General features: G+C 42.9%; 37 protein-coding genes and 1 pseudogene. 30 read left to right on the top strand and 8 right to left on the bottom strand.

Annotated elements, in window-relative coordinates; all coding sequences use genetic code 11:
- Nucleotides 1–16: 16 nt before the first annotated feature.
- From ACE01U_RS02430 to ACE01U_RS02395, 8 genes are all read right to left on the bottom strand, one after another.
- A complete protein-coding gene (locus tag ACE01U_RS02430) occupies nucleotides 17–961 on the bottom strand; it encodes a metal-dependent hydrolase (RefSeq protein ID WP_348937580.1) in 945 nt (314 codons plus the stop codon).
- Between the two features lie 140 nt (nucleotides 962–1,101).
- Complete coding sequence (gene yihA, locus ACE01U_RS02425; protein ID WP_119064786.1) at nucleotides 1,102–1,980, bottom strand: ribosome biogenesis GTP-binding protein YihA/YsxC; 879 nt, start codon at nucleotides 1,978–1,980, stop codon at nucleotides 1,102–1,104.
- Nucleotides 1,981–2,083: 103 nt separating this feature from the next.
- Nucleotides 2,084–2,533, bottom strand: a complete 450-nt coding sequence (locus ACE01U_RS02420) for an RrF2 family transcriptional regulator (protein WP_086208961.1) — start codon at nucleotides 2,531–2,533, stop codon at nucleotides 2,084–2,086.
- Between the two features lie 88 nt (nucleotides 2,534–2,621).
- Nucleotides 2,622–3,830, bottom strand: coding sequence for an NO-inducible flavohemoprotein (gene hmpA / locus ACE01U_RS02415; RefSeq protein ID WP_086208960.1), 1,209 nt, complete (start codon nucleotides 3,828–3,830; stop codon nucleotides 2,622–2,624).
- A 338-nt stretch (nucleotides 3,831–4,168) separates the two neighbouring features.
- Entirely contained in the window at nucleotides 4,169–5,164 is a 996-nt protein-coding gene (locus tag ACE01U_RS02410; RefSeq protein ID WP_395553185.1) for an AraC family transcriptional regulator, read from the bottom strand.
- A gap of 53 nt (nucleotides 5,165–5,217) precedes the next feature.
- On the bottom strand, nucleotides 5,218–6,048 hold the full coding sequence (locus tag ACE01U_RS02405) for an oxidoreductase (protein ID WP_086208958.1): 831 nt from the start codon (nucleotides 6,046–6,048) through the stop codon (nucleotides 5,218–5,220).
- A 196-nt stretch (nucleotides 6,049–6,244) separates the two neighbouring features.
- On the bottom strand, nucleotides 6,245–7,825 hold the full coding sequence (locus ACE01U_RS02400; RefSeq protein WP_086208957.1) for a helicase HerA-like domain-containing protein: 1,581 nt from the start codon (nucleotides 7,823–7,825) through the stop codon (nucleotides 6,245–6,247).
- Between the two features lie 8 nt (nucleotides 7,826–7,833).
- Nucleotides 7,834–9,057: a PLP-dependent transferase gene (locus ACE01U_RS02395; RefSeq protein WP_395553184.1), complete on the bottom strand. Its 1,224-nt coding sequence runs from the start codon at nucleotides 9,055–9,057 to the stop codon at nucleotides 7,834–7,836.
- Between the two features lie 147 nt (nucleotides 9,058–9,204).
- Here ACE01U_RS02395 and ACE01U_RS02390 point away from each other — a divergent pair, with 147 nt between their 5' ends.
- From ACE01U_RS02390 to ACE01U_RS02245, 30 genes and pseudogenes are all read left to right on the top strand, one after another.
- Entirely contained in the window at nucleotides 9,205–9,942 is a 738-nt protein-coding gene (locus ACE01U_RS02390; protein WP_086208955.1) for a type 1 glutamine amidotransferase, read from the top strand.
- 266 nt (nucleotides 9,943–10,208) lie between these two features.
- On the top strand, nucleotides 10,209–10,520 hold the full coding sequence (rpsJ, locus tag ACE01U_RS02385) for a 30S ribosomal protein S10 (RefSeq protein WP_000070912.1): 312 nt from the start codon (nucleotides 10,209–10,211) through the stop codon (nucleotides 10,518–10,520).
- A 60-nt stretch (nucleotides 10,521–10,580) separates the two neighbouring features.
- A complete protein-coding gene (rplC, locus tag ACE01U_RS02380) occupies nucleotides 10,581–11,219 on the top strand; it encodes a 50S ribosomal protein L3 (protein WP_086208954.1) in 639 nt (212 codons plus the stop codon).
- An 11-nt stretch (nucleotides 11,220–11,230) separates the two neighbouring features.
- On the top strand, nucleotides 11,231–11,833 hold the full coding sequence (gene rplD / locus ACE01U_RS02375) for a 50S ribosomal protein L4 (RefSeq protein ID WP_086208953.1): 603 nt from the start codon (nucleotides 11,231–11,233) through the stop codon (nucleotides 11,831–11,833).
- Nucleotides 11,830–12,150: a 50S ribosomal protein L23 gene (rplW, locus tag ACE01U_RS02370; protein ID WP_004691323.1), complete on the top strand. Its 321-nt coding sequence runs from the start codon at nucleotides 11,830–11,832 to the stop codon at nucleotides 12,148–12,150. Before rplD ends, rplW begins: the two co-directional genes overlap by 4 nt.
- Nucleotides 12,151–12,161: 11 nt before the next feature.
- Nucleotides 12,162–12,986 (top strand): 50S ribosomal protein L2, encoded by an 825-nt coding sequence (gene rplB / locus ACE01U_RS02365; protein ID WP_004691322.1) that lies wholly within the window; start codon nucleotides 12,162–12,164, stop codon nucleotides 12,984–12,986.
- 19 nt (nucleotides 12,987–13,005) lie between these two features.
- Nucleotides 13,006–13,281 (top strand): 30S ribosomal protein S19, encoded by a 276-nt coding sequence (rpsS, locus tag ACE01U_RS02360; RefSeq protein ID WP_004281508.1) that lies wholly within the window; start codon nucleotides 13,006–13,008, stop codon nucleotides 13,279–13,281.
- Nucleotides 13,282–13,290: 9 nt separating this feature from the next.
- Nucleotides 13,291–13,620, top strand: coding sequence for a 50S ribosomal protein L22 (rplV, locus tag ACE01U_RS02355; protein WP_004691320.1), 330 nt, complete (start codon nucleotides 13,291–13,293; stop codon nucleotides 13,618–13,620).
- Nucleotide 13,621: 1 nt separating this feature from the next.
- Nucleotides 13,622–14,438, top strand: a pseudogene (rpsC, locus tag ACE01U_RS02350) (30S ribosomal protein S3).
- Entirely contained in the window at nucleotides 14,378–14,791 is a 414-nt protein-coding gene (gene rplP, locus ACE01U_RS02345) for a 50S ribosomal protein L16 (protein ID WP_004691317.1), read from the top strand. Before rpsC ends, rplP begins: the two are co-directional and overlap by 61 nt.
- Nucleotides 14,791–14,988, top strand: a complete 198-nt coding sequence (rpmC, locus tag ACE01U_RS02340; RefSeq protein ID WP_004650482.1) for a 50S ribosomal protein L29 — start codon at nucleotides 14,791–14,793, stop codon at nucleotides 14,986–14,988. Before rplP ends, rpmC begins: the two co-directional genes overlap by 1 nt.
- Nucleotides 14,985–15,242, top strand: coding sequence for a 30S ribosomal protein S17 (rpsQ, locus tag ACE01U_RS02335; protein ID WP_004691314.1), 258 nt, complete (start codon nucleotides 14,985–14,987; stop codon nucleotides 15,240–15,242). The genes rpmC and rpsQ overlap by 4 nt, the downstream gene beginning before the upstream one ends.
- 92 nt (nucleotides 15,243–15,334) lie before the next feature.
- A complete protein-coding gene (gene rplN, locus ACE01U_RS02330) occupies nucleotides 15,335–15,703 on the top strand; it encodes a 50S ribosomal protein L14 (RefSeq protein ID WP_004657680.1) in 369 nt (122 codons plus the stop codon).
- Nucleotides 15,704–15,712: 9 nt separating this feature from the next.
- On the top strand, nucleotides 15,713–16,030 hold the full coding sequence (gene rplX / locus ACE01U_RS02325) for a 50S ribosomal protein L24 (RefSeq protein WP_086208951.1): 318 nt from the start codon (nucleotides 15,713–15,715) through the stop codon (nucleotides 16,028–16,030).
- A 15-nt stretch (nucleotides 16,031–16,045) separates the two neighbouring features.
- Nucleotides 16,046–16,582 carry a 50S ribosomal protein L5 gene (gene rplE, locus ACE01U_RS02320; RefSeq protein WP_086208950.1) on the top strand — a complete coding sequence of 179 codons (537 nt, stop codon included), beginning with the start codon at nucleotides 16,046–16,048 and terminating at the stop codon, nucleotides 16,580–16,582.
- Nucleotides 16,583–16,591: 9 nt separating this feature from the next.
- The gene (gene rpsN / locus ACE01U_RS02315) at nucleotides 16,592–16,897 is read left to right on the top strand and encodes a 30S ribosomal protein S14 (RefSeq protein ID WP_005180266.1); all 306 of its coding nucleotides are present in this window, start codon (nucleotides 16,592–16,594) and stop codon (nucleotides 16,895–16,897) included.
- A 12-nt stretch (nucleotides 16,898–16,909) separates the two neighbouring features.
- Nucleotides 16,910–17,305, top strand: a complete 396-nt coding sequence (gene rpsH, locus ACE01U_RS02310; RefSeq protein ID WP_004691308.1) for a 30S ribosomal protein S8 — start codon at nucleotides 16,910–16,912, stop codon at nucleotides 17,303–17,305.
- Nucleotides 17,306–17,318: 13 nt separating this feature from the next.
- The gene (gene rplF, locus ACE01U_RS02305; protein WP_086208949.1) at nucleotides 17,319–17,852 is read left to right on the top strand and encodes a 50S ribosomal protein L6; all 534 of its coding nucleotides are present in this window, start codon (nucleotides 17,319–17,321) and stop codon (nucleotides 17,850–17,852) included.
- A 14-nt stretch (nucleotides 17,853–17,866) separates the two neighbouring features.
- The gene (rplR, locus tag ACE01U_RS02300) at nucleotides 17,867–18,217 is read left to right on the top strand and encodes a 50S ribosomal protein L18 (protein ID WP_004650473.1); all 351 of its coding nucleotides are present in this window, start codon (nucleotides 17,867–17,869) and stop codon (nucleotides 18,215–18,217) included.
- Nucleotides 18,218–18,219: 2 nt separating this feature from the next.
- Nucleotides 18,220–18,717 (top strand): 30S ribosomal protein S5, encoded by a 498-nt coding sequence (gene rpsE, locus ACE01U_RS02295; RefSeq protein WP_004691304.1) that lies wholly within the window; start codon nucleotides 18,220–18,222, stop codon nucleotides 18,715–18,717.
- A 6-nt stretch (nucleotides 18,718–18,723) separates the two neighbouring features.
- Nucleotides 18,724–18,900 (top strand): 50S ribosomal protein L30, encoded by a 177-nt coding sequence (rpmD, locus tag ACE01U_RS02290; RefSeq protein WP_005012961.1) that lies wholly within the window; start codon nucleotides 18,724–18,726, stop codon nucleotides 18,898–18,900.
- Between the two features lie 3 nt (nucleotides 18,901–18,903).
- Nucleotides 18,904–19,344 carry a 50S ribosomal protein L15 gene (gene rplO / locus ACE01U_RS02285; protein WP_004691300.1) on the top strand — a complete coding sequence of 147 codons (441 nt, stop codon included), beginning with the start codon at nucleotides 18,904–18,906 and terminating at the stop codon, nucleotides 19,342–19,344.
- Nucleotides 19,345–19,389: 45 nt separating this feature from the next.
- Entirely contained in the window at nucleotides 19,390–20,709 is a 1,320-nt protein-coding gene (secY, locus tag ACE01U_RS02280) for a preprotein translocase subunit SecY (RefSeq protein WP_171264445.1), read from the top strand.
- 19 nt (nucleotides 20,710–20,728) lie between these two features.
- A complete protein-coding gene (gene rpmJ / locus ACE01U_RS02275) occupies nucleotides 20,729–20,845 on the top strand; it encodes a 50S ribosomal protein L36 (RefSeq protein WP_000867907.1) in 117 nt (38 codons plus the stop codon).
- Nucleotides 20,846–20,952: 107 nt separating this feature from the next.
- Nucleotides 20,953–21,309, top strand: a complete 357-nt coding sequence (gene rpsM, locus ACE01U_RS02270; protein ID WP_005012957.1) for a 30S ribosomal protein S13 — start codon at nucleotides 20,953–20,955, stop codon at nucleotides 21,307–21,309.
- Nucleotides 21,310–21,328: 19 nt separating this feature from the next.
- Nucleotides 21,329–21,715 carry a 30S ribosomal protein S11 gene (gene rpsK / locus ACE01U_RS02265; protein WP_004281491.1) on the top strand — a complete coding sequence of 129 codons (387 nt, stop codon included), beginning with the start codon at nucleotides 21,329–21,331 and terminating at the stop codon, nucleotides 21,713–21,715.
- 12 nt (nucleotides 21,716–21,727) lie between these two features.
- The gene (gene rpsD / locus ACE01U_RS02260) at nucleotides 21,728–22,354 is read left to right on the top strand and encodes a 30S ribosomal protein S4 (RefSeq protein WP_086208947.1); all 627 of its coding nucleotides are present in this window, start codon (nucleotides 21,728–21,730) and stop codon (nucleotides 22,352–22,354) included.
- 17 nt (nucleotides 22,355–22,371) lie between these two features.
- On the top strand, nucleotides 22,372–23,379 hold the full coding sequence (locus ACE01U_RS02255; RefSeq protein WP_004691292.1) for a DNA-directed RNA polymerase subunit alpha: 1,008 nt from the start codon (nucleotides 22,372–22,374) through the stop codon (nucleotides 23,377–23,379).
- Nucleotides 23,380–23,397: 18 nt separating this feature from the next.
- A complete protein-coding gene (gene rplQ / locus ACE01U_RS02250) occupies nucleotides 23,398–23,763 on the top strand; it encodes a 50S ribosomal protein L17 (protein ID WP_004691290.1) in 366 nt (121 codons plus the stop codon).
- A gap of 194 nt (nucleotides 23,764–23,957) precedes the next feature.
- Entirely contained in the window at nucleotides 23,958–25,448 is a 1,491-nt protein-coding gene (locus ACE01U_RS02245) for a flavin-containing monooxygenase (RefSeq protein ID WP_395553183.1), read from the top strand.
- The last annotated feature ends 149 nt before the right edge of the window (nucleotides 25,449–25,597 follow it).

Below are 25,597 nucleotides of genomic sequence, written 5' to 3'. Positions count from 1 at the left end.
TTTTTTTATTTTGGATTTAAGCGACTTTGAGCAAGGCACGTTTTGCCGCAGGGGATTGGTCTAAGTAGGTAATCGCATCTTCTGTTTTGGCTTCGTGTACAGGGTCATACCATGGCACCAAATAGCCGAACTGTTGTGACACTAACCAGAGCGGGCTTGGTAGTACTTGATGATTCCGCTTGGAAATAGAGAACCATTCACGCCAAATCCAAGGTTTAAACAGACTGGGTTGAATCGACTTAAAGCGGTCATCTTGTTTCATAATATGGGCTGCACCATCGACCCATAAACCGAGAACGGCAGCAATCACGACGAGACTCAAATAATAACGTGCAATATAGCCACCGCCTAAATGTCGGTACAAATCAAATGCGACGGTACGGTGTTCAATTTCTTCTGCGCCGTGCCATTTCACTAAGTCCAGCATGGAAGGGTCTGCACCCATTTTCTCCCATTCAGTGTTATACAGTGCATATTTGCCAAGTACGCAGGTCATGTGTTCCACCGTTGCAATAATGCCAAGTCGAAACAAATCCCACTGGTGTTCAAGTGCTTTGGGTACAGTGAGATCAAGGGGTTTATCGGCCAGTAATTTTCCAAATAAGAAATCCATCAACTCTAGATTACGGGAGACATCAATCTTTCTTTGGCTGAGATACTCTTTATTGGCTGAGTTGTGTGCTTGCGCATGCATGGCTTCTTGGCGGATAAAGGCTTGTACATCTTGCTTCAGCTTTTCATCGCTAATTTGCGGTAAGACTTTGTTGTAGAGGCGGCAGAACCAGAACTCACCTGCGGGTAGGATCATATTAATTTCATTGATGAAATAGCTGGCAAAAGGTTGGTTGGGAATCCAATCAATCGGGCTGTCTTGCCATTCAAATTTAACTTTGCGGGGCTTAATGGTGTAGGCAATCGAGGAGCAAATTTTGTTTTTTTTCAATCGAGACCATAATTTCATATGCTGACCTATTTTTATATGTGTTGAACTTTTTCACGAGTTGAATAAATTCAGTATAAAAAAAAGTCCCCGATTGTGATTAGCAATAGGGGACACAGATACAGCAATAGATGATGCTTTTATTGAATGGCGTTTAAAACTTAAGCCTCAGACTGTGGTTTGGTTTCAACATCGCCTTTGGTTTCAATACGATCTTCAGCGTCAATATCCATAGCTACTTCAGTATCTTCATCGAATTCGTCTGCATCCAACTCATCTGCTGTCGCATCTGGAATGCTGCTTAAATCAAAGTGTTGAGCTTGATCTAAAGTGAAATTCAGGCGTCCACCCATCACGCTCGCCAGTTCTTCTAGACCTTGTTTGTTGAGGGAGGAGAACAATTGAATTGAGAAATCCAATTTCATCTTTTTCAATTGGGCTTTAACTTCTTGCAATGCCTTAGAAGCAGGGCCACGGTTGAGTTTGTCGGACTTGGTCAGTAGCACATGCACAAACAATTTACGTGAATATGCCCACTCCAACATCATCACGTCAAAGTGCTGTAGCGGATGACGAATATCCATCAACAAGACTAAACCTTGTAAGCTTTTACGTTGAATTAGGTAGTTTTCTAACTCTTTTTGCCATACGATTTTCATCGCTTCAGGCACGGCTGCATAACCATAACCGGGTAAGTCGACCAGACGTTGGTCAGGATTCCCCAGACTGAAAAAGTTAATCATCTGCGTACGACCCGGTCTTTTCGAGGCACGAGCCAATTGCTTTTGGTTGGTTAAGGCATTGATAGCACTAGACTTACCTGCGTTTGAACGACCCGCAAAGGCAATTTCATAGCCTGTATCTTCTACACACAGGTTGAGCTTCGGGGCACTCATTAAAAACTCTGCTTTACGCAGCCAGTTGAGAGCGCGCACAGCATATTCAGTAACTGCAGAATCTACCTTTTTTTCATAGCTAATTTTTTGCTTTGGGGCAGCAGCAATCTTACTGTTTTTGGATTTTCCTCGGCTGTGGTGCATAACTCAACTTCAATTTATGATCTACAATCAGCCATTATAATAGAAGTCGGGCAGGCAATCGACCTTTGCAACATAAAGTCGGCAATCTTGTCGAGAAAAGACTTCAGTCTACAAGATTGATCAAGCTAATCGGGGAGTGTGTTGCAAACTTATTCTGCGAAGGGGTACCAAGCACATCAGCTAGGGTGTATTGGTCTAAGCTGTTGTAAAACTCATCTAAGGCATTATCTAAAATACCTTTCAGACCACAGTTAGAGCGGAGTACACAGGGCGGGGTATTGCATTCAACTATGTTTTGATCGGCTTGTAAAACCCGCACAATCTGCCCTAGTCTTAAATGTAGGGTTTCTGGGTTGAGTCGAATCCCACCACCACGACCGCGTGCGGTAATAATCCATTGCTGCTTTGCCATAAAATGCACGATTTTCATCAAGTGATTTTCAGACACTTGAAGTGCTTGAGCCAGTTCTGCAATGGTATGTGGCAGCGCTTTCGGCTGAGAGACATACATCAGAATTCGCAAAGCATAATCTGTAAATTTATTGAGCTGCATGAGGGTATTAATCGTCGATACGCAAAAAACAAAGGGCTAGTCTAGCATAACCTGACTAACCCACTCTATTTTATGCCGATGGCATCAGTTAGTGATGAACACCACCTGTACCAAAAGCTTCACTGTGGATATTTTCGGCAGGAACACCACGGGCAATCAGAGCTTTTTGTTGCTCAGCCATAAATGGCATTGGACCACATAAATAATAATCTGCTTGCGTTGGTAGAATCGCACTATCAATGGTACTCAAATCAAGACGACCTTTCGCATCAAAGTCTTGACCTAAAATATCACTTTGATGTGGAAACTCGTAAGCAGTAAAGGTACTTAGGCGAGGGTACTTCGCTTTTAAGTCATGAATGTGCTGTTTCATGGCATGCACTTGTTTACTACGACATGCATGAATGAAGGTTACAGGCTCAGGCATATCTAAAGTCACCAATTGATTCAGCATTGCCACCATTGGGGTGAGACCCACACCACCACTAATAAAGACATTACGTTTGTTTGGATCAATCAGGTAGAAGTTACCTGTTGGTGCAGAGACTTCAATTTCGGCACCAACGTCCAGACCATGTAGAGTATTTGAAACCCAGCCTGCAACCAAGTCGCCTTTTTCATCTTCACGTTTAACTGAGATGCGTAAATAATCTGCTTGAGGACTCGTTGAAAGGGTGTATTGGCGTGGTTGTTTTAGGCCAAGTTCTTCAACAAATACACGTACTGAAATGTACTGACCCGCTTCATATTGTGGTAAATCACCACCGTCTACAGGGGCAAGATAGAAAGACGTGATTTCTTCACTTTCAACCACTTTTTTCGCGATTTTAAAGTTGCGCCAGCCTAACCAACTTCCTTTGGTTTGTTGATGCTGTTCATAAATTGCCTTTTCGGTGCTAATGAATAAGTCAGCCAACTGACCATAAGCAGCAGCCCACGCACCAATTAAAGGGTCTTCCATTGAAATACTTAAAACTTCGCTGATGGAATGTAGCAGATTTTCCCCAACAATATTGTAATCAGGAGCTTGAATATTCAAGCTCACATGTTTATGTGCAATCAGCTCAACCACTGGAAGCAATACAGAAGGATCTTCAATGTTTTCGGCATAAGCTAACACTGCGCCAGCCAAAGCTTGAGCTTGAGCACCGCTGCGTTGGTGACCCATATTAAAGGTTTCTTTTAAAGCAGGGTTATTACCTAACATGCGGTTATAAAAATAACCTGTGAGCGCGACACCGTTTTCACGGAGGACAGGAACAGTTGCTTTTACAAGGTCAATTTGCTGCGGAGTCATGGTTGATCTCTCTTGGCTATCATTTATAAGATGTATTAAAAATATACCTTTAAAGATGTAATGTAAATACATCTTTATGCTAAAAGGATAAAATATTTTCATGCGTATAGGAAAGTTTTTGATGTGATGGTGAATTCTTTAACATTTTTAATATCTTAGTTTGCTCTTTTTAGATGTTTATTATTGCCCTATAGGAATGTTTTATATTTCTATGAAACATTATATGGAATTGATGTTTCATTTAGCGTTTTTTCAACCGATTACGTAGATTTTCTTTAGTGTGCAATGGTGACAAGGCGTGAGGTATTAATTCATCAAGAGGTCTTTTTATTATTTGATTATGAATAGCGATGTCGAAAAGCATTGGGCGTTTCGCCTGTCCATTTTTTAAAGGCGCGAGCAAAAGAGTTCACTTCTTGAAAACCGAGTAGATAAGAGACCTCACTAGGGCTAATTGAGGAGCAGGTGAGATAGTGTTCGGCTAGAGCTTGGCGCGTGTTATCCAAAATGCTTTGGAAGTTGGTCTGCTCTTCCTCTAAAAGTCGTTGTAAGCTACGCTTACTGAGCGCCAGTTTTTCTGCGACATCCTCAATTCGGCTAAATCCAGCAGGTAAATTTTCTAGTAAAATTGTTTTTACTTTTTCTTGGGTTTGCACCGCATTGTTTAAATTCAGCAGATTTTGTCTGAGATTGGGCTCAAAAAATGCCCACATGGTTGGGTTTGCTGTCATGAAGGGTTTGGTGCAGTCTACGTGTGAAAAACTGATCGAAATTTTTGAGCCTTTCTTTGGGGTGACACCAAAGTAGTCTCGATAGGGCGCGAGTTGTTCGGGGAGCTCAGGTAAAGTGATTGCTAGTGGCACAATATGGCTACGCAGGCATAATCGTGCCAACTGCGTAAAAAAGACCAATTCTGTCAGTATCAGACTTTGGGGAATGGCTGCGCCGACTTGATAGAATTCAATGTCTAAGCGCATTTGCTGAGCATCGGTTGCTGTATTTAGATGAATAGGACCAATCAATTTTTTAAACAGCGTTATGCGTTCCAAAGCAACGCTTAAATTGGGGCTGCATATACACGCAAAAATGGCGGGATCGAAAAGTTCTACTGAGAGCATTTGCCCGATTTTAAGCGGTAAATGCTCAATATTTGCAATATGCTCAACAGCTTCCCAAAATTGAAAATAATGTTGTGGTGTGAGTTCCATTTTTTCACGGTTAAACGCATCTAATGGCAGGGCAGCTTGTCGAACTACATCTTCAGGTCGGATGCCTAAATCAATCAAAAAAAGCCTCCAATTAGGTTGCAGTACAAACTTTGTTGCATATTTCATGGCGGCAACCCCTGCATTAGATATTGCGATTTCATGTGAATGAGTCGCTGGCTTTATTTAACGACTGACATGACCATCATATCGAAAATACGATCCCCAAACCATTTGCGCACAAAAATCATGAGTTTGGCATACTTGCCACCCACATATCGGGTCTTTGGTTGCTTTGCATTAACGGCTTTTATCAACATATCGACCACGACTTGTACATCTGAGAGCTCACCTTTACGTACCGATTCATTGGTAGCATGGGCAACCGATTGCGCCATGTGGGCATAAGCACCTGTACCTGAACGTGAGAGCATGGGTTGGAGCATGACGTCGGCAAATTCAGTATTAATCGCACCGGGTTCGATCACAACCACATCAATATTAAAAGCTTTCAGCTCTAGACGTAGGCAATCTGACCAGCCTTCAACAGCATGTTTACTGGCATGATACCAACTGCCGAGCGGCGTATAAATTTTGCCACCCATAGAGGAAATGTTGATGATGCGCCCTTTATTTTTTTGGCGCATGGCGGGCAAAACTTGTTGGGTCAATTCAGCCATGCCAAACAGATTCACTTCAAATTGATAGCGGGCGTCTGCAATCGACGTATCTTCCATGGCACCGTATAAGCCAAATCCTGCACAGTTAATCAGGATATCGACACCTTGGGTTTCTCGTTCAATCTGTTGGATGACTTGATGAATATCTTCAGATCGGCTGATGTCCATTTTTAATGTACGAGCGCCGAGTATTTTTAGCTCATTCATTGCTTCAAGACGACGTGCTACAGCATATACGAGGGCGCCTTGTTGTAATAAGGCGCGTGTAAATGCTCTACCCATGCCTGATGATGCGCCTGTAATTAATACCACTTGTTCTTGGGCTTTATTCATTTCACTATCCTCAATACTTTGTTGATCTAACTTGATGATTGAATTTTAGTGATTGAGTCCAGCTTTCTGACATCCGATCATGCCAAGTTATATGCAGATGACGTCATGTTGTAATGGAGTATTTAATCGTCGTACATAAAAAACGTCACCAAAAATTGGTGACGTTGAATGAAGGTTGTAAGCAGTTAGGCGCGCATTACTTACCAAAAATAGACCCTAAAATACCACGCATAATTTTCTGTCCAGTACTGCCACCCAGACTACGTGCTGCACTTTTGGCGAACGTTCCTACTGTGTCTTGAATTAGCTTCTCACGCTGTTTAGCTGAGCGCTCAGCTTCTTTTTGCTGTTCTTTGGCAACACGCTCCTGTTCACGCGCTTGTTGTTTGGCAATTGCTTCCGCTTCTTTGGCTTGTTGTTTTGCGAGCTGCTCTTGTTCTTTGGCTTGTTGTTTTTCTTGCTCTATCTGTACCGCTTGTTGTTGGCGTTCAGCGACTTTGTTTTGTAACAATTCAAAGGCACTTTCGCGGTCTAATGTTTTCTCATAAATGCCAGCGACAATACTTTGTGAGATTAAGACCTGACGTTGTTCAGGGCTAATCGGGCTGAACGATGAGTAGGGAGGCATGACCCATGCACGTTCTACAATTTGCGGTGTACCTTGCTCATCAAGGCAGCTAATCAGCGCTTCCCCGACAGCTAGTTCGGTAATGGCTTGTTCAACCTTAAATTCAGGATTGGCACGGAAGGTATCTGCTGCTGTTTTTACAGCCTTTTGGTCTTTTGGGGTGAAAGCACGCAACGCATGCTGAATACGGTTACCCAACTGCCCCAAAACGCTTTCGGGTAAATCAAGAGGATTTTGGGTGACAAAGTAGATCCCCACACCTTTAGATCGAATTAGACGGACCACCTGTTCAATTTTTTCTTGTAGTGCTGCACTGGCATTATCAAACAATAAATGCGCTTCATCAAAGAAGAACACCAGTTTAGGCTTGTCCATATCGCCCACTTCAGGGAGCTGTTCAAACAGTTCGGAGAGCATCCACAATAAAAAGGTTGCATACAACTTCGGCGTATTCATCAGCTTGTCTGCAGCTAAAATATTGATATAGCCGTGTCCATTACTGTCGGTTTGAATAAAGTCGAGAATATTTAAGCTAGGTTCACCAAAGAATTGATCACCACCTTGGTCGGCTAGAGCCAGTAAATTGCGCTGAATGGCGCCAAGACTAGCAGGCGATAGATTGCCATATTCTGCTTTAAACTCAGCAGCATGTTCGCTGACATAGCTAATCATGGCTTTTAAGTCTTTAAAGTCGATCAATAGTAGACCTTGATCATCCGCAATACGAAACACCGCAGAAAGGACACCTTCCTGAGTATCATTTAAATTCAGCATGCGCGCTAGAAGTAATGGGCCAATTTCTGTAATTGTTGTACGAATAGGATGACCTTGTTCAGCAAATAAATCCCAAAACACTACAGGTGATGCGGCAAACGGAATACTATCAATACCTAAGCTTTTGATGCGTTCATCAAACTTAGGATTGGCTGTTCCTGCTTGGGCTAAGCTTGAAACATCACCTTTGGCATCAGCGAGAAACACGGGTACACCGAGTCGTGAAAAACTTTCAGCTAATACTTTTAAAGTGATGGTTTTGCCTGTCCCTGTTGCACCAGCAATTAAGCCATGGCGGTTAGCAAATTTTGAATGTAGAACCACGTCTTGTTGGGTATCACTGGTTTTTTTTGCAATGATAATCGGTGTACTCATATTTCTTCCTATTCGGTTTTCTTGTGATGGCTATTCAATTGTTTTAGTGCGTTTTCTATATCTTGAATTAAATCGTTAGGATGTTCCAGTCCTATACAAAAGCGAACCAATAAACCTTGTTGTAAATGTGTATGTTCAAGCAGACGCATGTCTTTGAGATCATAGAGCATCACTAAACTGACGGGACCACCCCAGCTAAAACCCAGTTTAAACAAAGACAAGGCATCACAAAAATGACGAATATCTTGTAAGTTAAACTCTGGTTTAAAAATCACACTGACCAAACCTGCGCTGTGTTGTTCTATGCAAATATCTTTCCAGAAGGAGTGACCTGCAGTATTCGGATCTGCTGGGTGTAAAACTTGTACAAATTCAGGTCGTTGCTTTAGCCAAGTGAGGAGTTGTATTGCACTTTGAGACTGTGCGGCATAGCGAACACGCATCGAGGCCAGACTGCGCTGCACTTGAGCAACATCATCTCCCGATACACAAATACCTTGAATGGCATGCATTCGAAATAATTGATGGTGCAAATGTTGCTTACGTGTGACCACAGAACCCATCAAGATATCACCGCCACCGCTGGGGTACTTGGTTAGGGCATGTACGGTCATATCGACACTTAAATGTGCATCACTAAAATCAAAAGCATTAAAGGCAAGACCTGCTCCCCAAGTATTATCCAAAGCGGTGAGTATGTTATGTGCTTCTGCCTTTTTAACAAGTCCAGCTAAATCGGGAAACTCTAAGGTGACTGAGCCTGCTGCTTCTAACCAGATTAGTTTTGCTTTTTCCGTTGGTTGAAATGAGTTCACATCAATGGCGTTATAGACTTTGACCGTAATGTCATAGCGCTTTTCCAGATTGCGCAGATGCTCCATGTTCGGACCATAAATATTGTCTGCAACCCAAACTTCATCACCCTGACTGAGAAAACATGAATTGACTAGATTAATGGCGGATAAACCACTGGGTGCCAGTAAGCAATATTTACCCCCTTCAATTTGTGCAATGTTATCGCCCAATGTGAATGAGGTAGGAGTGCCATGGGTGCCATAACTGTAATCATATTCATCTGTCCAATGGCGATTAAATAGTGCATCGGTATTTTTAAAAATGATCGTTGATGCACGATAGAGGGGAGGTTGAATGGTTGAAATGGATTGCGGGGCTTGTCTTGGTGCATGGATTAAAGCGGTTTGCGGATTTTTCTTCACGAATCGACTCAACATAAAGCGCTAAATTGTTTTAGCTTAAGAGAAAGTGATGAAATAGGCTAGAAAATTGAGTAAATGTAAGTAAAGCTCAGCAAAATAAAAAAGTTGGCTTCAATTTTGCTAAACCATCTGAAGAGATAGCATAAAAGAAGGCTTAAGCGCATGAAGTCGCATTTAAAAGTACATTATTTTCAGCATATTGCTGGTGAAGGGTTCGGTAGTTGTTATGAATATTTGAAAAAGCAAGGTGCTGTTATAAGTGCAACGGAGTTTTTTGCATTACCCGTTGATCAGGCTCTGGAAATTGAAGCTTTACCCAACATTGAAGATGTGGATTTACTTATCATTATGGGGGGAACAATGAGCGTTAATGATGAAGTAAATTATCCATGGCTAAAGATAGAAAAACGTTGGTTACGTCGGTATTTGGCATCAGGTAAACCTGTCATTGGGCTATGCTTAGGGGGGCAGTTGATTGCAAATGCACTTGGGGCTGCGGTGAGTCGAAATGAACAACAGGAACTAGGTTGGACAACAGTACGGAAAATTCAACATGTGCCAATAGAATGTTTTGAGCTACCAGAACAATTTAATGTAATGCAATGGCATAGCGAAACGTTTGAAATTCCTAAAGGGGCTATTCATTTGGCAGAAAATACCATCTGTCGTAATCAAATGTACCAAATTGGCAAAAACGTATTGGGTTTTCAGTTTCACCCAGAAATCACACCTGAAACATTAGACTTATTTTTAGAGAATGATGATGAGTTGAGTAAATTTTCAGGGCGTTATGTCACCGCAGAAACAGAATTGAAAAAAACACCTAAATTAAATTTTATTGAAGGAAATCAGATTCTTAATAGGGCTATTGAATATGTGCTCCGACAAACAATATATTGATGATTTTTTAAGCTACTGAAAATGCAAACAAATTGAAAATATTGTAAAAACTCGAAAATCAATTTGCTTATGCATTAAACAATGGCTATAATGAGCGACCCTTTAATGAAAGGGGGTTGGCTACGAATAAAGTAGTTAACATCGTGACAGTCGTGGCATCGATCATGACCTTAGTGATATTTCACTGCTCTTGACACTTACCTTAAATAGTGGGGTGAGATGCGTCAAGAGTGATTCTTTATATATTTGGCTTGGAGTTTACTGGTATGTCTAACCAGAGAATTCGTATCCGTCTTAAGTCTTTTGATCACCGTCTAATTGATCAATCAGCTCAAGAAATCGTAGAAACAGCAAAACGTACTGGCGCACAGGTTTGTGGTCCAATTCCAATGCCTACACGCATTGAACGTTTTAACGTTTTAACATCACCACACGTTAATAAAGATGCGCGTGACCAATACGAGATCCGCACTTACAAACGTTTGATCGACATCGTTCAACCTACAGACAAAACTGTAGATGCATTGATGAAGTTGGATCTTGCAGCTGGTGTTGATGTTCAGATCGCATTGGGTTAAGGCTTTCGGGTTAATTAACGCTCTAAGTTAATTAGGCCGCTTTTTTAGAGGTTTATGCACATGGCTATTGGTTTAGTCGGTCGCAAGTGCGGTATGACACGTATCTTTACAGATGCTGGTGTTTCTGTGCCTGTTACAGTGATTGAGGTTGATCCTAACCGCATCACTCAAATCAAAACGCTTGAAACTGATGGTTATCAAGCGATTCAAATCACTACTGGTGAACGTCGCGAATCTCGCGTAACTAACGCTCAGAAAGGTCACTTCGCTAAAGCGGGTGTTGCTGCTGGTCGTTTAGTTCAAGAATTCCGTGCAACAGAAGCTGATCTTGAAGGTCGTGAAGTTGGTGGAACTATCGGTGTAGACTTGTTTACAGTGGGTCAAGTTGTTGACGTAACTGGCCAGTCGAAAGGTAAAGGTTTCCAAGGTGGTGTTAAGCGTTGGAACTTCCGTACGCAAGACGCAACTCACGGTAACTCAGTTTCTCACCGTGTTCTAGGTTCTACAGGTCAAAACCAGACTCCTGGTCGCGTATTCAAAGGCAAAAAAATGGCTGGCCATTTAGGTGCTGAACGCGTAACTGTACAGGGTCTAGAAATTGTATCTATCGACGCAGAACGTTCAGTTTTAGTAGTAAAAGGTGCGATTCCTGGCGCTACTGGCGGTGACGTAACTGTTCGTCCTACGATCAAGGCCTGAGGGGAAATAACGTGAATTTAAATACTGTTTCCGGCTCTGCTGTTGAATTATCAGAAGTTGCGTTCGGTCGTGAATTTAATGAAGCTCTTGTACACCAAGTTGTTACCGCTTATTTAGCTGGTGGCCGTCAAGGTTCAAAAGCTCAGAAATCACGTGCAGACGTTTCTGGCGGTGGTAAAAAACCATTCCGTCAAAAAGGTACTGGTCGCGCTCGTGCGGGTTCTATTCGTAGCCCAATCTGGGTAGGTGGTGGTAAAACTTTTGCTGCTCGCCCACAAGATTGGTCTCAAAAAGTTAACCGCAAAATGTACCGCGGTGCAATGCAATGTATCTTAGCTGAACTTGTTCGCCAAGATCGTCTAGTATTAGTTGAAGAGTTTGCTGTTGCTGCTCCAAAAACTAAAGAGTTGCTTGCAAAACTTAACGACTTGAATGCTACTCGCGCATTGATCGTTACAGAAGCTGTAGATGAGAATCTATACCTTGCAGCGCGCAACATTCCACACGTTGATGTGGTTGATGCTGCTGCTATCGATCCTGTTAGCTTGATCGCGTTCGATAAAGTTGTTATGTCTGTAGCTGCTGCTAAGAAAATTGAGGTAGAACTCGGATGAACAACGAACGTATCTATCAAGTCCTACAAGGACCTGTATTCTCAGAAAAAGCACAAGTTTTAGGCGAAACTGCTGGTGTTCAAGTTTTTAAAGTTGCACTTGATGCAAACAAACTTGAAATCAAAAAAGCGGTTGAGCAATTGTTTGGTGTTCAAGTTGTTAAAGTTAACACAACGATCACTAAAGGTAAGACTAAACGCTTTGGTAAAACATTAGGACGTCGTTCTGATGTTAAAAAAGCATACGTCACCCTGAAAGCTGGCCAAGATGTTGAAATGGCTGACTTGGGCGATACCGCTGAAAGCGCAGCGGAATAAGGACGAGAATTATGCCAATTCAAAAATGTAAGCCAACGTCTCCTGGACGTCGCTTTGTAGAGAAAGTCGTTCACGACCATCTTCACAAAGGCGCGCCTTATGCTCCGTTGGTTGAAGCTAAAAAACGTACTGGTGGTCGTAATAACAACGGTCACATCACGACTCGTCACGTTGGTGGCGGTCACAAGCAGCACTATCGTCTAGTTGACTTCAAACGTAACAAAGATGGTATTCCTGCAACTGTAGAGCGTATTGAATACGATCCTAACCGTACAGCACACATTGCACTAGTATTGTATGCTGATGGTGAGCGTCGCTACATCATCGCGCCTAAAGGCCTTCGCGCTGGCGATAAAGTTCAATCTGGTAACGATGCACCAATTCGTCCAGGTAACTGTTTACCGCTTCGCAACATGCCTATCGGTTCTACTCTTCACAACATTGAACTTAAAATTGGTAAAGGCGCGCAATTAGCTCGTTCTGCTGGTACTTCAGTTCAGTTGTTGGGTCGTGACGGTTCTTACGCCATCGTTCGTTTACGTTCTGGTGAAATGCGTAAAATTCACGTTGAGTGCCGTGCAGTTCTTGGTGAAGTTTCTAACCAAGAAAGCAACCTTCGTTCACTTGGTAAAGCAGGTGCAGCACGCTGGCGTGGCGTTCGTCCTACCGTTCGTGGTATGGCGATGAACCCAGTAGATCACCCGCACGGTGGTGGTGAAGGTCGTAGCAAAGGTATTCAACCTGTAAGCCCATGGGGTCAAAAAGCTAAAGGGTACAAGACACGTACCAATAAGCGTACGACTAAGATGATTATTCGCGACCGTCGCGTTAAGTAACAAGTAAAGGAATCTGACAATGCCTCGTTCTCTGAAAAAAGGCCCATTCGTCGATGCGCACTTGTTCGCTAAGGTTGAAGCGGCTATCGCGGCTAATAACCGTAAGCCGATCAAAACTTGGTCGCGTCGTTCGATGATCCTCCCAGATTTTGTTGGTTTAACAATTTCTGTACATAATGGCCGTAACCATGTTCCAGTGATCGTATCTGAACATATGGTTGGTCACAAACTTGGTGAATTCGCGCCAACTCGTACCTATCGTGGTCACGGTGTTGACAAGAAATCTAAACGTTAAGGTGCTATGATGGAAGTTACTGCTAAATTACGCGGTGCCGCTATCTCGGCACAAAAAACTCGTTTGGTTGCAGACCTAATCCGTGGCAAATCTGTTGCTCACGCGCTTAATATTCTTAACTTTAGCAACAAAAAAGCTGCAGTTTTGGTTAAAAAAGCATTGGAATCTGCGATTGCAAACGCTGAACACAATAACAGTTTAGATGTAGACGACCTTAAGGTTACTACGATTTACGTTGATGAAGGCACTAGCCTTAAGCGTATTATGCCACGTGCTAAAGGCCGTGCAGATCGTATTACTAAGCGTACTTGTCACATTACCGTTAAGGTAGGGGTTTGATATGGGTCAGAAGGTTCATCCAATCGGTATCCGCCTTGGTGTTGTAAAACGTCATAACGCCAACTGGTATGCGAGTCCGAAACAATACGCTGAATACTTGCTTAAAGATCTTCAAGTTCGTGAGTTTTTAACTAAAAAACTTAAGAATGCGATGATCAGCAATATTCTTATCGAACGTCCTACGGGCGCTGCTAAAGTAACAATTAGCACTGCACGTCCTGGTATCGTGATCGGTAAAAAAGGCGAAGATATTGAGAAATTACAGCGTGAACTTACTCAAATTATGGGTATTCCAGCGCAAGTAAGTATCAATGAAATTGATCGCCCAGACTTAGACGCTCGTTTAGTTGCTGAAGCAATCGCTTCTCAATTAGAAAAACGTGTAATGTTCCGTCGTGCTATGAAGCGTGCGGTTCAAAACACAATGCGTGCTGGTGCTAAAGGTATTAAAGTTGAAGTATCAGGCCGTTTAGGTGGTGCTGAGATTGCTCGTACTGAATGGTATCGTGAGGGTCGTGTACCTTTGCATACACTTCGTGCAGACATCGACTATGCAACTATGCGTGCTGAAACGACTTACGGTACCATTGGTGTTAAAGTTTGGATCTTCCGTGGTGAGATCTTGGGTGGCATGAAACAAGTCATGAACCCAGCTCCAGCTGAAGAACGTCCAGCTAAACGCGGTCGTGGTCGTGGTGAAGGTCAAGAGCGTCGTGGTCGTCGCAATGATCGTTCTGCTGAAAAAGGAGAATAATCCATGTTACAACCTAAACGTACTAAATTCCGTAAAGTGCAGAAAGGCCGTAACACTGGTCTAGCTCACCGCGGTAGCTCAGTATCTTTTGGTACAATCGCACTTAAATCTGTTGAGCGTGGTCAAATGACTGCTCGTCAAATTGAAGCAGCGCGTCGTACAATCAGCCGTCGTATTAAACGTGGTGGTAAGATCTTTATCCGTGTTTTCCCAGACAAGCCGATTACTTCTAAGCCTCTTGAAGTGCGTATGGGTAAAGGTAAAGGTTCTGTGGAATACTGGGTTTGCCAAATCAAACCAGGTAAAGTCTTGTACGAAATTGATGGTGTTAACGAAGAATTGGCTCGCGAAGCGTTTACGCTTGCAGCTGCTAAACTTCCGTTTAAAACCACTATCGTGACTCGGACGGTAATGTAATGAAAACTAAAGATCTACGTGAAAAGTCGGTAGAAGAGTTGACAGCTTTGCTTGATGAGCAACAGCTAAACCAATTCCGTCTTCGTATGGCAAAAGCAACTGGTCAATTGGGTAAATCGCATGAAGTTGCGCTTACTCGTAAGACAATTGCTCGTATCAAGACACTCCTTACCGAAAAACAGGGGAACGGACAATGAGTGAACAAACAGTTCGCACGTTAACCGGCAAAGTAGTAAGCGACAAGATGGACAAGTCTATCGTAGTACTTATCGAACGCCGCGTTCAACACCCGTTGTATGGCAAATCAATCCGCCGTTCAACTAAATTACACGCTCACGATGAGAACAACACAGCTAAAACTGGCGACGTTGTGACTATCAAAGAAAGCCGCCCAATTTCTAAAACTAAGTCTTGGACTCTAGTTGAAGTTGTTGAAGCTGCTGCTGAGTAATTAGACGTATCTGTTGCATCATCGGTTAATTTCGAGTACTCTTTGAGCCTTTCGAAATTGTGACCGGTGATGCTCGGTTTTGGAGTAGGGCAATGATTCAAACCGAAAGTATGCTAGACGTAGCAGACAATAGTGGTGCTCGCCGCGTACAATGTATTAAAGTACTTGGTGGTTCACATCGTCGTTATGCTTCTGTTGGCGACATTATTAAAGTTACTGTAAAAGAAGCTATTCCACGCGCACGTGTTAAAAAAGGTGACGTGATGAATGCTGTAGTTGTACGTACAAAATTCGGTATCCGTCGTCCAGACGGTTCAGTGATTCGTTTCGACGATAACGCTGCTGTTATTTTGAACAACAACAAAGCGCCGATTGCAACTCGTATTTTCGGACCAGTGACTCGTGAACTTCGTACTGAACAGTTCATGAAAATTATTTCACTGGCTCCTGAAGTTCTATAAGAGGCAATCATGGCTAAGATTAAAAAAGGCGATCAAGTAATTGTGATCGCAGGTAAAGAAAAAGGCAAACAGGGTACTGTTCTGTCTGTTTCAAATGACCGTGTTATGGTTGAAGGCCTTAACTTGGTTAAGAAGCATCAAAAGCCAAACCGTGCAACAGGTGCTGAAGGCGCTGTCGTTACACAGGAAGCTTCGCTTCATATTTCTAACGTGGCAATTTTTAATGCTACAACCCAAAAGGCTGACCGTGTTGGTTACCAAGTGATTGATGGCGCGAAAACTCGTGTTTATAAATCAAATGGTGAATCAGTGGCGGTAGCGAAGTAATAGGTTGAAAAGGCAATGGCCAGACTTAAAACGCGTTACAACGACGAACTTAAGGCTCAATTACAAGAGACTTTAGGCGTTAAAAATGTGATGGATATTCCTCGCATTACTAAAATCACGATCAACATGGGTGTTGGCGCAGCTGCTGCTGACAAAAAACTCCTTGATGGTGCTCTTGCTGATATGCAAGCTATCGCTGGTCAAAAACCAGTTCTTACATTAGCTCGTAAATCAATCGCGGGTTTCAAAATCCGTGATGGTTGGCCGATTGGTTGTAAAGTTACTTTACGCGGCGAACGTATGTACGAATTCTTAGACCGTTTGATCTCGATTGCGATCCCTCGTATCCGTGACTTCCGTGGTTTCTCTTCGAAATCATTTGATGGTCGTGGTAACTACTCAATGGGTCTTAAGGAACAAATTATGTTCCCTGAAATCGATTTTGATAAGATTGATCGTATTCGTGGTATGGATATTACCATCACTACGACTGCTCGCACCGATGACGAAGGCCGTGCGCTTATGCGTGCATTCGGCTTCCCGTTCAAATAAGAGGTCGATATGGCTAAGAAAAGTATGATTAATCGCGAATTGAAACGCGAAGCTACTGTTGCTAAATACGCTGCAAAACGTGCTGAATTAAAAGCTGTTATTGCAAACGTAAATGCAAGCGACGAAGAGCGTTTCGAAGCGATGATGAAATTACAAGCATTACCACGTAATGCATCTCCAGTACGTTTACGTAACCGTTGTGGTTTAACTGGTCGTCCTCATGGTTACTTCCGTAAGTTCGGTTTAAGCCGTAACAAATTACGCGATACAGTAATGCAAGGTGATGTACCGGGCGTTGTTAAGGCAAGCTGGTAAGGAGCACTATAGATGAGTATGCAAGATACCGTTGCCGACATGTTAACTCGTGTTCGTAACGCACAAATGGCGAAGAAGCAAACTGTTTCTATGCCAAACTCTAAGTTGAAGGTTGCAATTGCAAATGTTCTTCAACAAGAGGGTTACATTTCAAATGTAGAAGTTGCTGATGCTGAAGGCAAAGCGACGCTTACTTTGACTTTAAAGTATTTCGAAGGCAAACCAGTTATCGAAACTGTGAAACGCGTAAGCCGTCCTGGTCTACGTCAGTATCGCGGTAAAGATGCACTTCCAAGCGTTAAGCAAGGTTTAGGTATTGCAATTGTTTCTACAAGCAAAGGCATCATGACTGATCGCGCTGCACGTGCTGCAGGTATCGGTGGTGAAGTTATTGCTTTTGTTTCTTAATAGGTGATTCCTCATGTCTCGTGTGGCTAAAGCCCCAGTAACTGTACCTAACGGTGTAACAGTTACTCAGAACGGCCGGCAGGTCGAAGTGAAAGGTAGCAAAGGTACTTTGTCTTTCACCCTGCATGCGCTGGTCGAGCTTAAACAGGAAGACGGTATTCTAGCGATTGCTCCAAAAGCTGAGTCGAAAGACGCTTGGATGCAAGCTGGTACTGCTCGCGCTGTGCTTAACAACCTTGTAAAAGGTGTGAGCGAAGGCTTCGAACGTAAGTTACAACTTATCGGTGTTGGTTATAAAGCTGCGGTTAAAGGTAACATTGTTAACCTTAACCTTGGTTTCTCTCACCCGATCGACTATACGCTTCCTGAAGGTGTAACTGCTGAAACTCCTACAGCAACTGAAATTATTCTTAAATCTGCTGATAAAGCACGTTTAGGTCAAGTTGCTGCAGATATCCGTGGTTACCGTCCACCAGAGCCTTATAAAGGTAAAGGTGTTCGTTATTCTGACGAAGTTGTACTTCGTAAAGAAGCTAAGAAGAAATAAGGCGCGAGGTTCTTATGAACGAAAAGAAACAATCCCGTTTGCGTCGTGCGAAAAGCACACGCTTGCACATTCGTGCATTGGGTGCGACTCGTTTGTGTGTAAACCGCACTCCGCGTCACATCTATGCTCAAGTTATCTCAGCAGATGGTGGCAAAGTTTTAGCGCAAGCTTCAACTTTAGATGCTACTTTACGTGCTGGTACAACTGGTAACGTTGAAGCAGCTACTAAAGTAGGTGCTTTAATCGCAGAACGCGCTAAAGCAGCTGGTGTTACTAAAGTTGCATTTGACCGTTCTGGTTTCAAATATCATGGTCGTATCAAAGCCTTGGCTGATGCTGCTCGTGAAAACGGCTTGGAGTTCTAATCATGGCTAAAGTTGAACAAAACGAAGGTCTTGTTGAAAAGCTGGTTGCCGTTGATCGTGTAGCCAAAGTTGTTAAGGGTGGTCGTATCTTCTCTTTCACAGCACTAACTGTGGTAGGTGATGGTAATGGTCGTGTAGGTTTTGGTCGTGGTAAAGCACGTGAAGTTCCAGCTGCTATTTCTAAAGCACTTGAAGCTGCTCGTCGCAACATGATTACTGTTGACCTTGTTAACGGTACTGTACAACACCCTATTAACGCGCGTCACGGTGCAAGCCGTGTTTACATGCAGCCTGCTTCTGAAGGTACTGGTGTAATCGCTGGTGGTGCTATGCGTGCAGTTCTAGAAGCTGTTGGCGTACGTAACGTATTAACAAAATGTTATGGTTCTACTAACGCTGCGAACGTAGTAAACGCGACTTTTAATGGTCTGCGTGATATGACTTCTCCTGAGAAGGTTGCTGCGAAACGTGGTCTTACAGTAGAACAAATTCAAGGGTAATCAATCATGAAAACGATTAAAGTTACCCAGACTAAATCTTCATCGCATCGCTTGAAAAATCACAAGCTTAGCCTTAAAGGTTTAGGTCTGCGTCGTATTGGTCATACTGTAGAAGTGCAAGATACGCCTTCTAACCGTGGTATGATCAACCAAGTCTACTATATGGTTAGTGTAGAGGAATAAGCCATGACTCTGCGTTTAAATGAGCTTGCACCTGCTGAAGGTGCAAAACGTGAAAATCGTCGTCTAGGCCGTGGTATCGGTTCTGGCGTTGGTAAGACTGGTGGCCGTGGTGTCAAAGGTCAAAATTCACGTAAGAGCGGTGGTACTCGTCCAGGCTTTGAAGGTGGTCAAACTGCGTTATATCGTCGTTTACCTAAATTCGGTTTCACTAGCCAAATCGCTTTAAAAACTGCTGAAGTACGTTTATCTGAGCTTACTAAAGTTGAAGGCGACATCGTTAGCCTAGAAACTTTAAAAGCTGCAAACGTTGTACGTAAAGATATGTTACGTGCTCGTATCGTACTTTCTGGTGAAATTACTCGTGCATTCACTGTTCAAGGTGTTGCTGTGACTAAAGGCGCTAAAGCTGCTGTTGAAGCTGCTGGCGGTAAAGTCGAGGAGTAATCGCTAGTGTCTATGTCTCCTAGTTCTTCAGGTCATGTCAATATGATGAAAGGCCAGCCATTTCATGTGAAATACCGTGAAATTATACGCCGTATGATGTTTCTCATCGGTGCATTATTGGTTTTTCGACTAGGAGCACATATTCCAGTACCAGGCATTAATAATGCCGCACTTGAAAATCTTTTTAATGCAAACCAAGGCACGATCCTTGGTTTGTTTAACATGTTTTCAGGTGGTGCATTAGAGCGTATGTCCATTCTTGCTCTTGGGATCATGCCGTACATTTCTGCATCGATTATCGTGCAGTTAATGTCTACAGTTATTCCTTCGCTGGAAGCTTTAAAAAAAGAAGGCGAACAAGGCAAGCGTAAGATTAATCAGTATACGCGACAAGGTACATTGTTCCTTGCACTTGTGCAGGCAATTGGGATGTGTGCTGGTCTGATCAGTCAAGGCATTACCTTAACTGCAGGTCTGGCTTTCTACGTACCAGCTGTAACCTCTTTGGTTGCAGGTACAATGTTCTTGATGTGGTTGGGTGAGCAAATTACCGAACGTGGGGTGGGGAATGGTATTTCCATGATCATCTTCGCCGGTATTGTTGCAGGATTGCCGAATTTGATTCTGCAATCACTATCATCAGTAGATAATGGTCAAACCAGTCTAATTGGCTTGGTTATTTTTGGTGTGTTATCTCTGGCTGTATTAGCTGCAATTGTGTTTATTGAGAAGGCGCAACGTCGTATTCCAGTAAACTATGCTCAAAAACAACAAGGACGTCGTGTGTTTACTGCACAACAGTCGCATTTGCCATTAAAAATTAATATGGCGGGTGTGATCCCGGCGATTTTCGCAAGTTCATTGCTTTTGTTCCCTGCGAGCTTAGGGCAATGGGTGGGTAGTGCAGATCCGAATGCGGGTATTATCAAACGTAGTTTGCAAGATTTGGCATTGGTGCTTTCGCCTGGTCAGCCGTTGTATTTGGTGCTCTTTGGTGCGTTAATTATCTTTTTCTGTTACTTTTATACAGCGCTTGTATTTAGCCCGAAAGAAGTATCGGAAAACTTGAAACGCAGCGGGGCTTATGTACCTGGTATTCGTCCAGGTGAGCAAACTGCTCGTTACTTAGATCATATTCTTAACCGTTTGACATTTATTGGTGCGATTTATATCACCATCATTTGCTTAATGCCGATGATTTTACAAAGCTCATTTGGTATTCCATTTTCTTTAGGTGGAACATCTTTGCTGATTGTTGTGGTGGTAGTGATGGACTTTATGGCTCAGCTGCAAGCACATCTCACCTCGCATCAGTACGATAATCAAACGTTAATGAGAAAAACGACTGCTCATCCTAAGGGATAAGCGCACTTGAGGTTTCATCATGAAAGTACAAGCTTCTGTAAAGAAAATTTGTGGTAGCTGTAAAGTTATCCGTCGTAATGGGGTTATTCGCGTAATTTGTAGCGCAGAACCTCGTCATAAGCAGCGTCAAGGTTAATCTGATCAAGACCTGTTGATTTCAGTAGGCTAATTAGGTTATTATCCGCCCCTCAAGATTTTTGTGGGGCGGTTGATTGTCTTAACTGCCTTTTTGGAGAAAATTGAATGGCTCGTATTGCCGGTGTAAACATTCCGGATAACAAGCATGCTGTTATCTCTCTAACGTACATCTTTGGTATTGGTCGCCACACTGCTAAGAACATCTTAGCTGCTGCAGGCATCGCTACTACTACTAAGATCCGTGAATTAGATGACGCTCAGCTTGATGCGATTCGTGCAGAAGTTGCTAAGGTTCCAACCGAAGGTGATTTACGTCGCGAAATTTCCATGAACATTAAACGTTTAATGGATTTAGGCTGCTACCGCGGTCTTCGTCATCGTCGCAGCTTGCCTGTCCGTGGTCAACGCACCAAAACTAACGCACGTACCCGTAAAGGTCCGCGCAAACCTATTAAGAAATAAGATTTCTGGAAGCTAAAAGATGGCTAAAGATACTCGCGCACGCAAGAAGGTCACTCGTACCGTCTCTGAAGGTGTTGCACACATTCACGCTTCTTTTAATAACACCATTGTGACTATTACCGATCGTCAAGGTAATGCACTGGCTTGGGCTACCTCTGGTGGACAAGGCTTCCGTGGATCACGTAAATCAACTCCGTTTGCTGCTCAGGTAGCTGCTGAAGTTGCTGGTAAAGCTGCTTTAGATTACGGTTTGAAAAACTTGGACGTCCTTGTAAAAGGTCCTGGTCCTGGTCGTGAGTCTGCGGTTCGTGCTTTAGGTGCAGTGGGTTATAAAATTAACAGCATTACCGATGTGACGCCAATCCCGCACAACGGTTGCCGTCCACCTAAAAAACGTCGCGTGTAAGGAGAAACATTCATGGCTCGTTATATTGGTCCAAAATGCAAACTCTCTCGCCGCGAAGGGACAGACCTGCAATTAAAATCTGGCGTTAAACCATTTGACGTCAAAACTAAAAAAGCTGCTAAAGCTCCTGGCCAACATGGCGGAGCTCGTGGTGGTAAACAATCTGAGTATTCACTACAATTACGTGAAAAACAAAAAGTACGTCGTATGTACGGTGTTTTAGAGCGTCAATTTAGTAATTACTATAAAGAAGCTGCTCGTGTTAAAGGCGCAACAGGTGAAAACTTGTTGAAATTGCTTGAAAGCCGTCTTGATAACGTCGTTTATCGCATGGGTTTTGGTTCTACACGCGCAGAAGCTCGTCAGTTAGTATCTCACCGCTCAATCACTTTGAATGGCCGTCGTGTTAACATCGCGTCAATCCAAGTTAAAGCTGGTGATGTAATTGCTGTACATGAAGGTGCTAAACAACAATTGCGTATCAAAAACGCAGTTGAATTAGCTGCACAACGTGGTATCCCTGCTTGGATGGAAATTGACCATTCTAAGTTGGAAGGTACGTTCAAAGCTGCACCAGATCGTTCAGATTTACCTGCTGAAATCAACGAAAGCTTGATTGTAGAATTGTATTCTAAATAATCCTTGAGGTAGCAATAATGACGCGTACTGCAAATGAGTTTCTAACTCCGCAAGCGATCAAGGTCGAAGCGGTTAGCGGGACCTCGGCAAAAGTTATTCTAGAACCCTTAGAGCGTGGCTTTGGTCATACTCTGGGCAATGCTTTACGTCGCATCCTTCTTTCTTCTTTGCCTGGCGCTGCTGTGGTTGAAGTTGAGATTGAAGGTGTCGAGCACGAGTACAGTACTTTGGAAGGCTTGCAGCAGGACATCGTCGAGCTCTTGCTGAACCTAAAAGGATTGTCTATTAAGCTGTTCGATCAAAATGAAGCTTATTTGACATTAGAGAAACAAGGTCCTGGCGACGTAACTGCCGCTGACCTTCGTTTACCTCATAATGTTGAAGTGGTTAACCCTGAACATTTGATCGGTACTTTAAGTGCTTCAGGCTCATTAAAAATGCGCTTGAAAGTTTCTCAAGGTCGTGGTTATGAAACTTCTGACTCGCGTTTCCCGGAAGGCGAAACTCGCCCTGTAGGTCGCTTACAGTTAGATGCTTCTTATAGCCCAATCAAACGTGTGTCTTACACAGTGGAAAACGCTCGTGTAGAACAACGTACAGACCTTGATAAATTGGTCATTGATCTTGAGACCAATGGTACAGTTGATCCAGAAGAAGCGATCCGCAAAGCGGCAACAATCTTGCAACAACAAATTGCAATTTTTGTTGATCTTCAGAAAGATCAAGCTCCTGTTGCTCAAGAACCTCGTGAAGAAGTTGATCCAATTTTGCTTCGTCCAGTAGATGATCTAGAGCTTACTGTTCGTTCTGCTAACTGTTTGAAAGCAGAAAACATTTACTACATTGGTGATCTAGTACAGCGCACTGAGGTTGAGTTACTCAAAACTCCTAACCTTGGTAAAAAATCGCTTACTGAGATCAAAGATGTTCTGGCTTCAAAAGGCTTACAACTCGGCATGCGTTTAGAGAACTGGCCACCAGCTAGTCTCCGTATGGACGATCGTTTCGCCTATCGTAGCCGTTAATTAAGTAGGACTATCACCATGCGTCATCGTAATAGTGGTGTGAAATTAGGCCGTACCAGCAGCCATCGTAAAGCGATGTTTCAAAACATGGCTAACTCTTTGTTTGAGCACGAGTTGATCAAAACAACTGTGCCTAAAGCAAAAGAGTTACGTCGTGTAGCTGAGCCTTTAATCACTTTAGCTAAAAACGATACTGTTGCAAACCGTCGCTTAGCGTTTGCTCGTACTCGTTCAGCAGCAACTGTTGGTAAATTATTTACCGTTCTTGGCCCTCGTTACAAAGAACGTAACGGCGGTTATCTACGTGTTCTTAAAGCGGGCTTCCGTGCAGGTGATGCTGCGCCGATGGCTTACGTTGAACTAGTAGATCGCGAAGTTAAATAATTTCGTAGAACTATTCAGTTGTTCTTAAAAAAAGACCGGTGTTTCACCGGTCTTTTTTATGTCTTATTGTTTAACAATTTGTTTATTTTGACCCGTATTGACACATTTTGTGGGAAATATGCTTAAACTTGACATTGTGTATTGTCAGCTTTGTGGTTTAATAGGAACAGAATATAAGACAGGATAAAAACAACATGGATAAGCACGTCGATTTACTGATTGTAGGTGCTGGTATTTCTGGTATTGGTCTTGCAGCACATTTAACCAAGCATTGCCCACAACGTTCTTTTGAGATTATTGAACGTCGCGATAGCTTTGGTGGTACTTGGGATCTATTTAAGTACCCCGGAATTCGTTCTGATTCTGATATGTCGACCTTTGGTTTTAATTTTAAACCATGGCAGCAGGCGAGTGTACTGGCTGATGGCTCGTCGATTAAAGGCTATTTATCCGAAGTGATAGATGAACAAAAGCTCAAAGAAAAAATTCATTTTAAGCATCGTGTTTTAAGCGCCAATTATGATTCTGCACTAAAGAAATGGCAGGTGGTGATTGAGAATGCGAAAGGTAAAAAAGAGAACTGGATTGCAAACTTTGTGTTTGGTTGCACAGGCTATTATAACTATGATCATGGTTTCCAACCTGAGTTTCCAAATCAACAGGCATTCAAAGGGCAGTTTATTCATCCACAGTTATGGCCTGAAAACTTAGATTATCGCGGCAAAAAAGTAGTGATCATCGGTAGTGGAGCAACAGCAATTACGCTAGTACCTGCGATGGTCAAGGGTGGAGCTAGTCATGTGACCATGTTACAGCGTTCGCCAACCTATATTGCTTCAGTGCCATCTATTGATTTTGTATATGACAAAATGCGTAAAGTGTTACCAGAAGATGTGGCGTATAAACTGACTCGTGCGCGTAACATTGGGATGCAACGTGGAATTTATGCACTCGCGCAGAAACAACCGAAACTGCTACGCCGATTGCTGTTACAGTCGATTAAGATGCAGCTCAAAGGTAAAGTGGATATGAAACATTTTACCCCAGACTATAATCCGTGGGATCAGCGTTTATGTGTGGTGCCAGACGGTGATTTATTTAAAATTCTTCGTTCAGGTCAAGCCAGTGTTGAAACAGATCAGATTGAGCGCTTTACTGAAACGGGTATTCAATTAAAGTCTGGTCAGCATTTAGAGGCGGATATTGTTGTCTCAGCGACAGGTTTAGAAATTCAAATCTTGGGCGGCATTCAAGCAACGATTGATGGCGAACCTTTAGATACGTCTAAACATATGTTGTATCAAGGCGTGATGGTCAGTGATGTGCCGAATATGGCCATGATTATTGGTTATATCAATGCCTCTTGGACTTTAAAGGTGGATATTGCCGCAGAATACATTTGTCGTTTACTCAACTATATGGATCAAAAACAATGGACAGAAGTGATTCCACAAGGGGATGCGACTGAGCTAATGCAAGATACGGTGATGGGAAGTTTAAGTTCTGGCTATATTGCACGTGCGGCAAATGTGATGCCAAAGCAAGGCAAGCATGCGCCTTGGAAAGTGTCGAATAACTATTTAGCTGATCGTAAAGTATTAAAGAATGCTTCTTTTGAGGATGGCGTACTGAAATTTGCTAAACGTGAGCTTGCATTGGATCAGAAACCCAAACTAGTGTCCTGACTTGCAAAACGGCATAGATATGAAAGGAGCTTAGGCCACTGCTGTCCCATAGTTAGACTTAAATAAAAAAACCTGAGTCCAAAGTAGTTAAAATATAAGTGCGAACAAACACTTCAACTACAAGGATTCAGGTTTTGTCACATCAGAAT

The organism is Acinetobacter halobius (assembly GCF_044130335.1).
Lineage (GTDB): Bacteria > Pseudomonadota > Gammaproteobacteria > Pseudomonadales > Moraxellaceae > Acinetobacter.
Note: the sequence above shows the minus strand (reverse complement) of the source record. Positions and strands in the feature narration are given on the sequence as shown.

Coding starts and splice junctions, on each gene's coding strand:
- ACE01U_RS02430 (WP_348937580.1), bottom strand. CDS start 961: ATGAAATTATGGTCTCGATTGAAAAAAAACAAAATTTGCTCCTCGATT.
- yihA (WP_119064786.1), bottom strand. CDS start 1,980: ATGCACCACAGCCGAGGAAAATCCAAAAACAGTAAGATTGCTGCTGCC.
- ACE01U_RS02420 (WP_086208961.1), bottom strand. CDS start 2,533: ATGCAGCTCAATAAATTTACAGATTATGCTTTGCGAATTCTGATGTAT.
- hmpA (WP_086208960.1), bottom strand. CDS start 3,830: ATGACTCCGCAGCAAATTGACCTTGTAAAAGCAACTGTTCCTGTCCTC.
- ACE01U_RS02410 (WP_395553185.1), bottom strand. CDS start 5,164: ATGAAATATGCAACAAAGTTTGTACTGCAACCTAATTGGAGGCTTTTT.
- ACE01U_RS02405 (WP_086208958.1), bottom strand. CDS start 6,048: ATGAATAAAGCCCAAGAACAAGTGGTATTAATTACAGGCGCATCATCA.
- ACE01U_RS02400 (WP_086208957.1), bottom strand. CDS start 7,825: ATGAGTACACCGATTATCATTGCAAAAAAAACCAGTGATACCCAACAA.
- ACE01U_RS02395 (WP_395553184.1), bottom strand. CDS start 9,057: ATGTTGAGTCGATTCGTGAAGAAAAATCCGCAAACCGCTTTAATCCAT.
- ACE01U_RS02390 (WP_086208955.1), top strand. CDS start 9,205: ATGAAGTCGCATTTAAAAGTACATTATTTTCAGCATATTGCTGGTGAA.
- rpsJ (WP_000070912.1), top strand. CDS start 10,209: ATGTCTAACCAGAGAATTCGTATCCGTCTTAAGTCTTTTGATCACCGT.
- rplC (WP_086208954.1), top strand. CDS start 10,581: ATGGCTATTGGTTTAGTCGGTCGCAAGTGCGGTATGACACGTATCTTT.
- rplW (WP_004691323.1), top strand. CDS start 11,830: ATGAACAACGAACGTATCTATCAAGTCCTACAAGGACCTGTATTCTCA.
- rplB (WP_004691322.1), top strand. CDS start 12,162: ATGCCAATTCAAAAATGTAAGCCAACGTCTCCTGGACGTCGCTTTGTA.
- rpsS (WP_004281508.1), top strand. CDS start 13,006: ATGCCTCGTTCTCTGAAAAAAGGCCCATTCGTCGATGCGCACTTGTTC.
- rplV (WP_004691320.1), top strand. CDS start 13,291: ATGGAAGTTACTGCTAAATTACGCGGTGCCGCTATCTCGGCACAAAAA.
- rplP (WP_004691317.1), top strand. CDS start 14,378: ATGTTACAACCTAAACGTACTAAATTCCGTAAAGTGCAGAAAGGCCGT.
- rpmC (WP_004650482.1), top strand. CDS start 14,791: ATGAAAACTAAAGATCTACGTGAAAAGTCGGTAGAAGAGTTGACAGCT.
- rpsQ (WP_004691314.1), top strand. CDS start 14,985: ATGAGTGAACAAACAGTTCGCACGTTAACCGGCAAAGTAGTAAGCGAC.
- rplN (WP_004657680.1), top strand. CDS start 15,335: ATGATTCAAACCGAAAGTATGCTAGACGTAGCAGACAATAGTGGTGCT.
- rplX (WP_086208951.1), top strand. CDS start 15,713: ATGGCTAAGATTAAAAAAGGCGATCAAGTAATTGTGATCGCAGGTAAA.
- rplE (WP_086208950.1), top strand. CDS start 16,046: ATGGCCAGACTTAAAACGCGTTACAACGACGAACTTAAGGCTCAATTA.
- rpsN (WP_005180266.1), top strand. CDS start 16,592: ATGGCTAAGAAAAGTATGATTAATCGCGAATTGAAACGCGAAGCTACT.
- rpsH (WP_004691308.1), top strand. CDS start 16,910: ATGAGTATGCAAGATACCGTTGCCGACATGTTAACTCGTGTTCGTAAC.
- rplF (WP_086208949.1), top strand. CDS start 17,319: ATGTCTCGTGTGGCTAAAGCCCCAGTAACTGTACCTAACGGTGTAACA.
- rplR (WP_004650473.1), top strand. CDS start 17,867: ATGAACGAAAAGAAACAATCCCGTTTGCGTCGTGCGAAAAGCACACGC.
- rpsE (WP_004691304.1), top strand. CDS start 18,220: ATGGCTAAAGTTGAACAAAACGAAGGTCTTGTTGAAAAGCTGGTTGCC.
- rpmD (WP_005012961.1), top strand. CDS start 18,724: ATGAAAACGATTAAAGTTACCCAGACTAAATCTTCATCGCATCGCTTG.
- rplO (WP_004691300.1), top strand. CDS start 18,904: ATGACTCTGCGTTTAAATGAGCTTGCACCTGCTGAAGGTGCAAAACGT.
- secY (WP_171264445.1), top strand. CDS start 19,390: ATGAAAGGCCAGCCATTTCATGTGAAATACCGTGAAATTATACGCCGT.
- rpmJ (WP_000867907.1), top strand. CDS start 20,729: ATGAAAGTACAAGCTTCTGTAAAGAAAATTTGTGGTAGCTGTAAAGTT.
- rpsM (WP_005012957.1), top strand. CDS start 20,953: ATGGCTCGTATTGCCGGTGTAAACATTCCGGATAACAAGCATGCTGTT.
- rpsK (WP_004281491.1), top strand. CDS start 21,329: ATGGCTAAAGATACTCGCGCACGCAAGAAGGTCACTCGTACCGTCTCT.
- rpsD (WP_086208947.1), top strand. CDS start 21,728: ATGGCTCGTTATATTGGTCCAAAATGCAAACTCTCTCGCCGCGAAGGG.
- ACE01U_RS02255 (WP_004691292.1), top strand. CDS start 22,372: ATGACGCGTACTGCAAATGAGTTTCTAACTCCGCAAGCGATCAAGGTC.
- rplQ (WP_004691290.1), top strand. CDS start 23,398: ATGCGTCATCGTAATAGTGGTGTGAAATTAGGCCGTACCAGCAGCCAT.
- ACE01U_RS02245 (WP_395553183.1), top strand. CDS start 23,958: ATGGATAAGCACGTCGATTTACTGATTGTAGGTGCTGGTATTTCTGGT.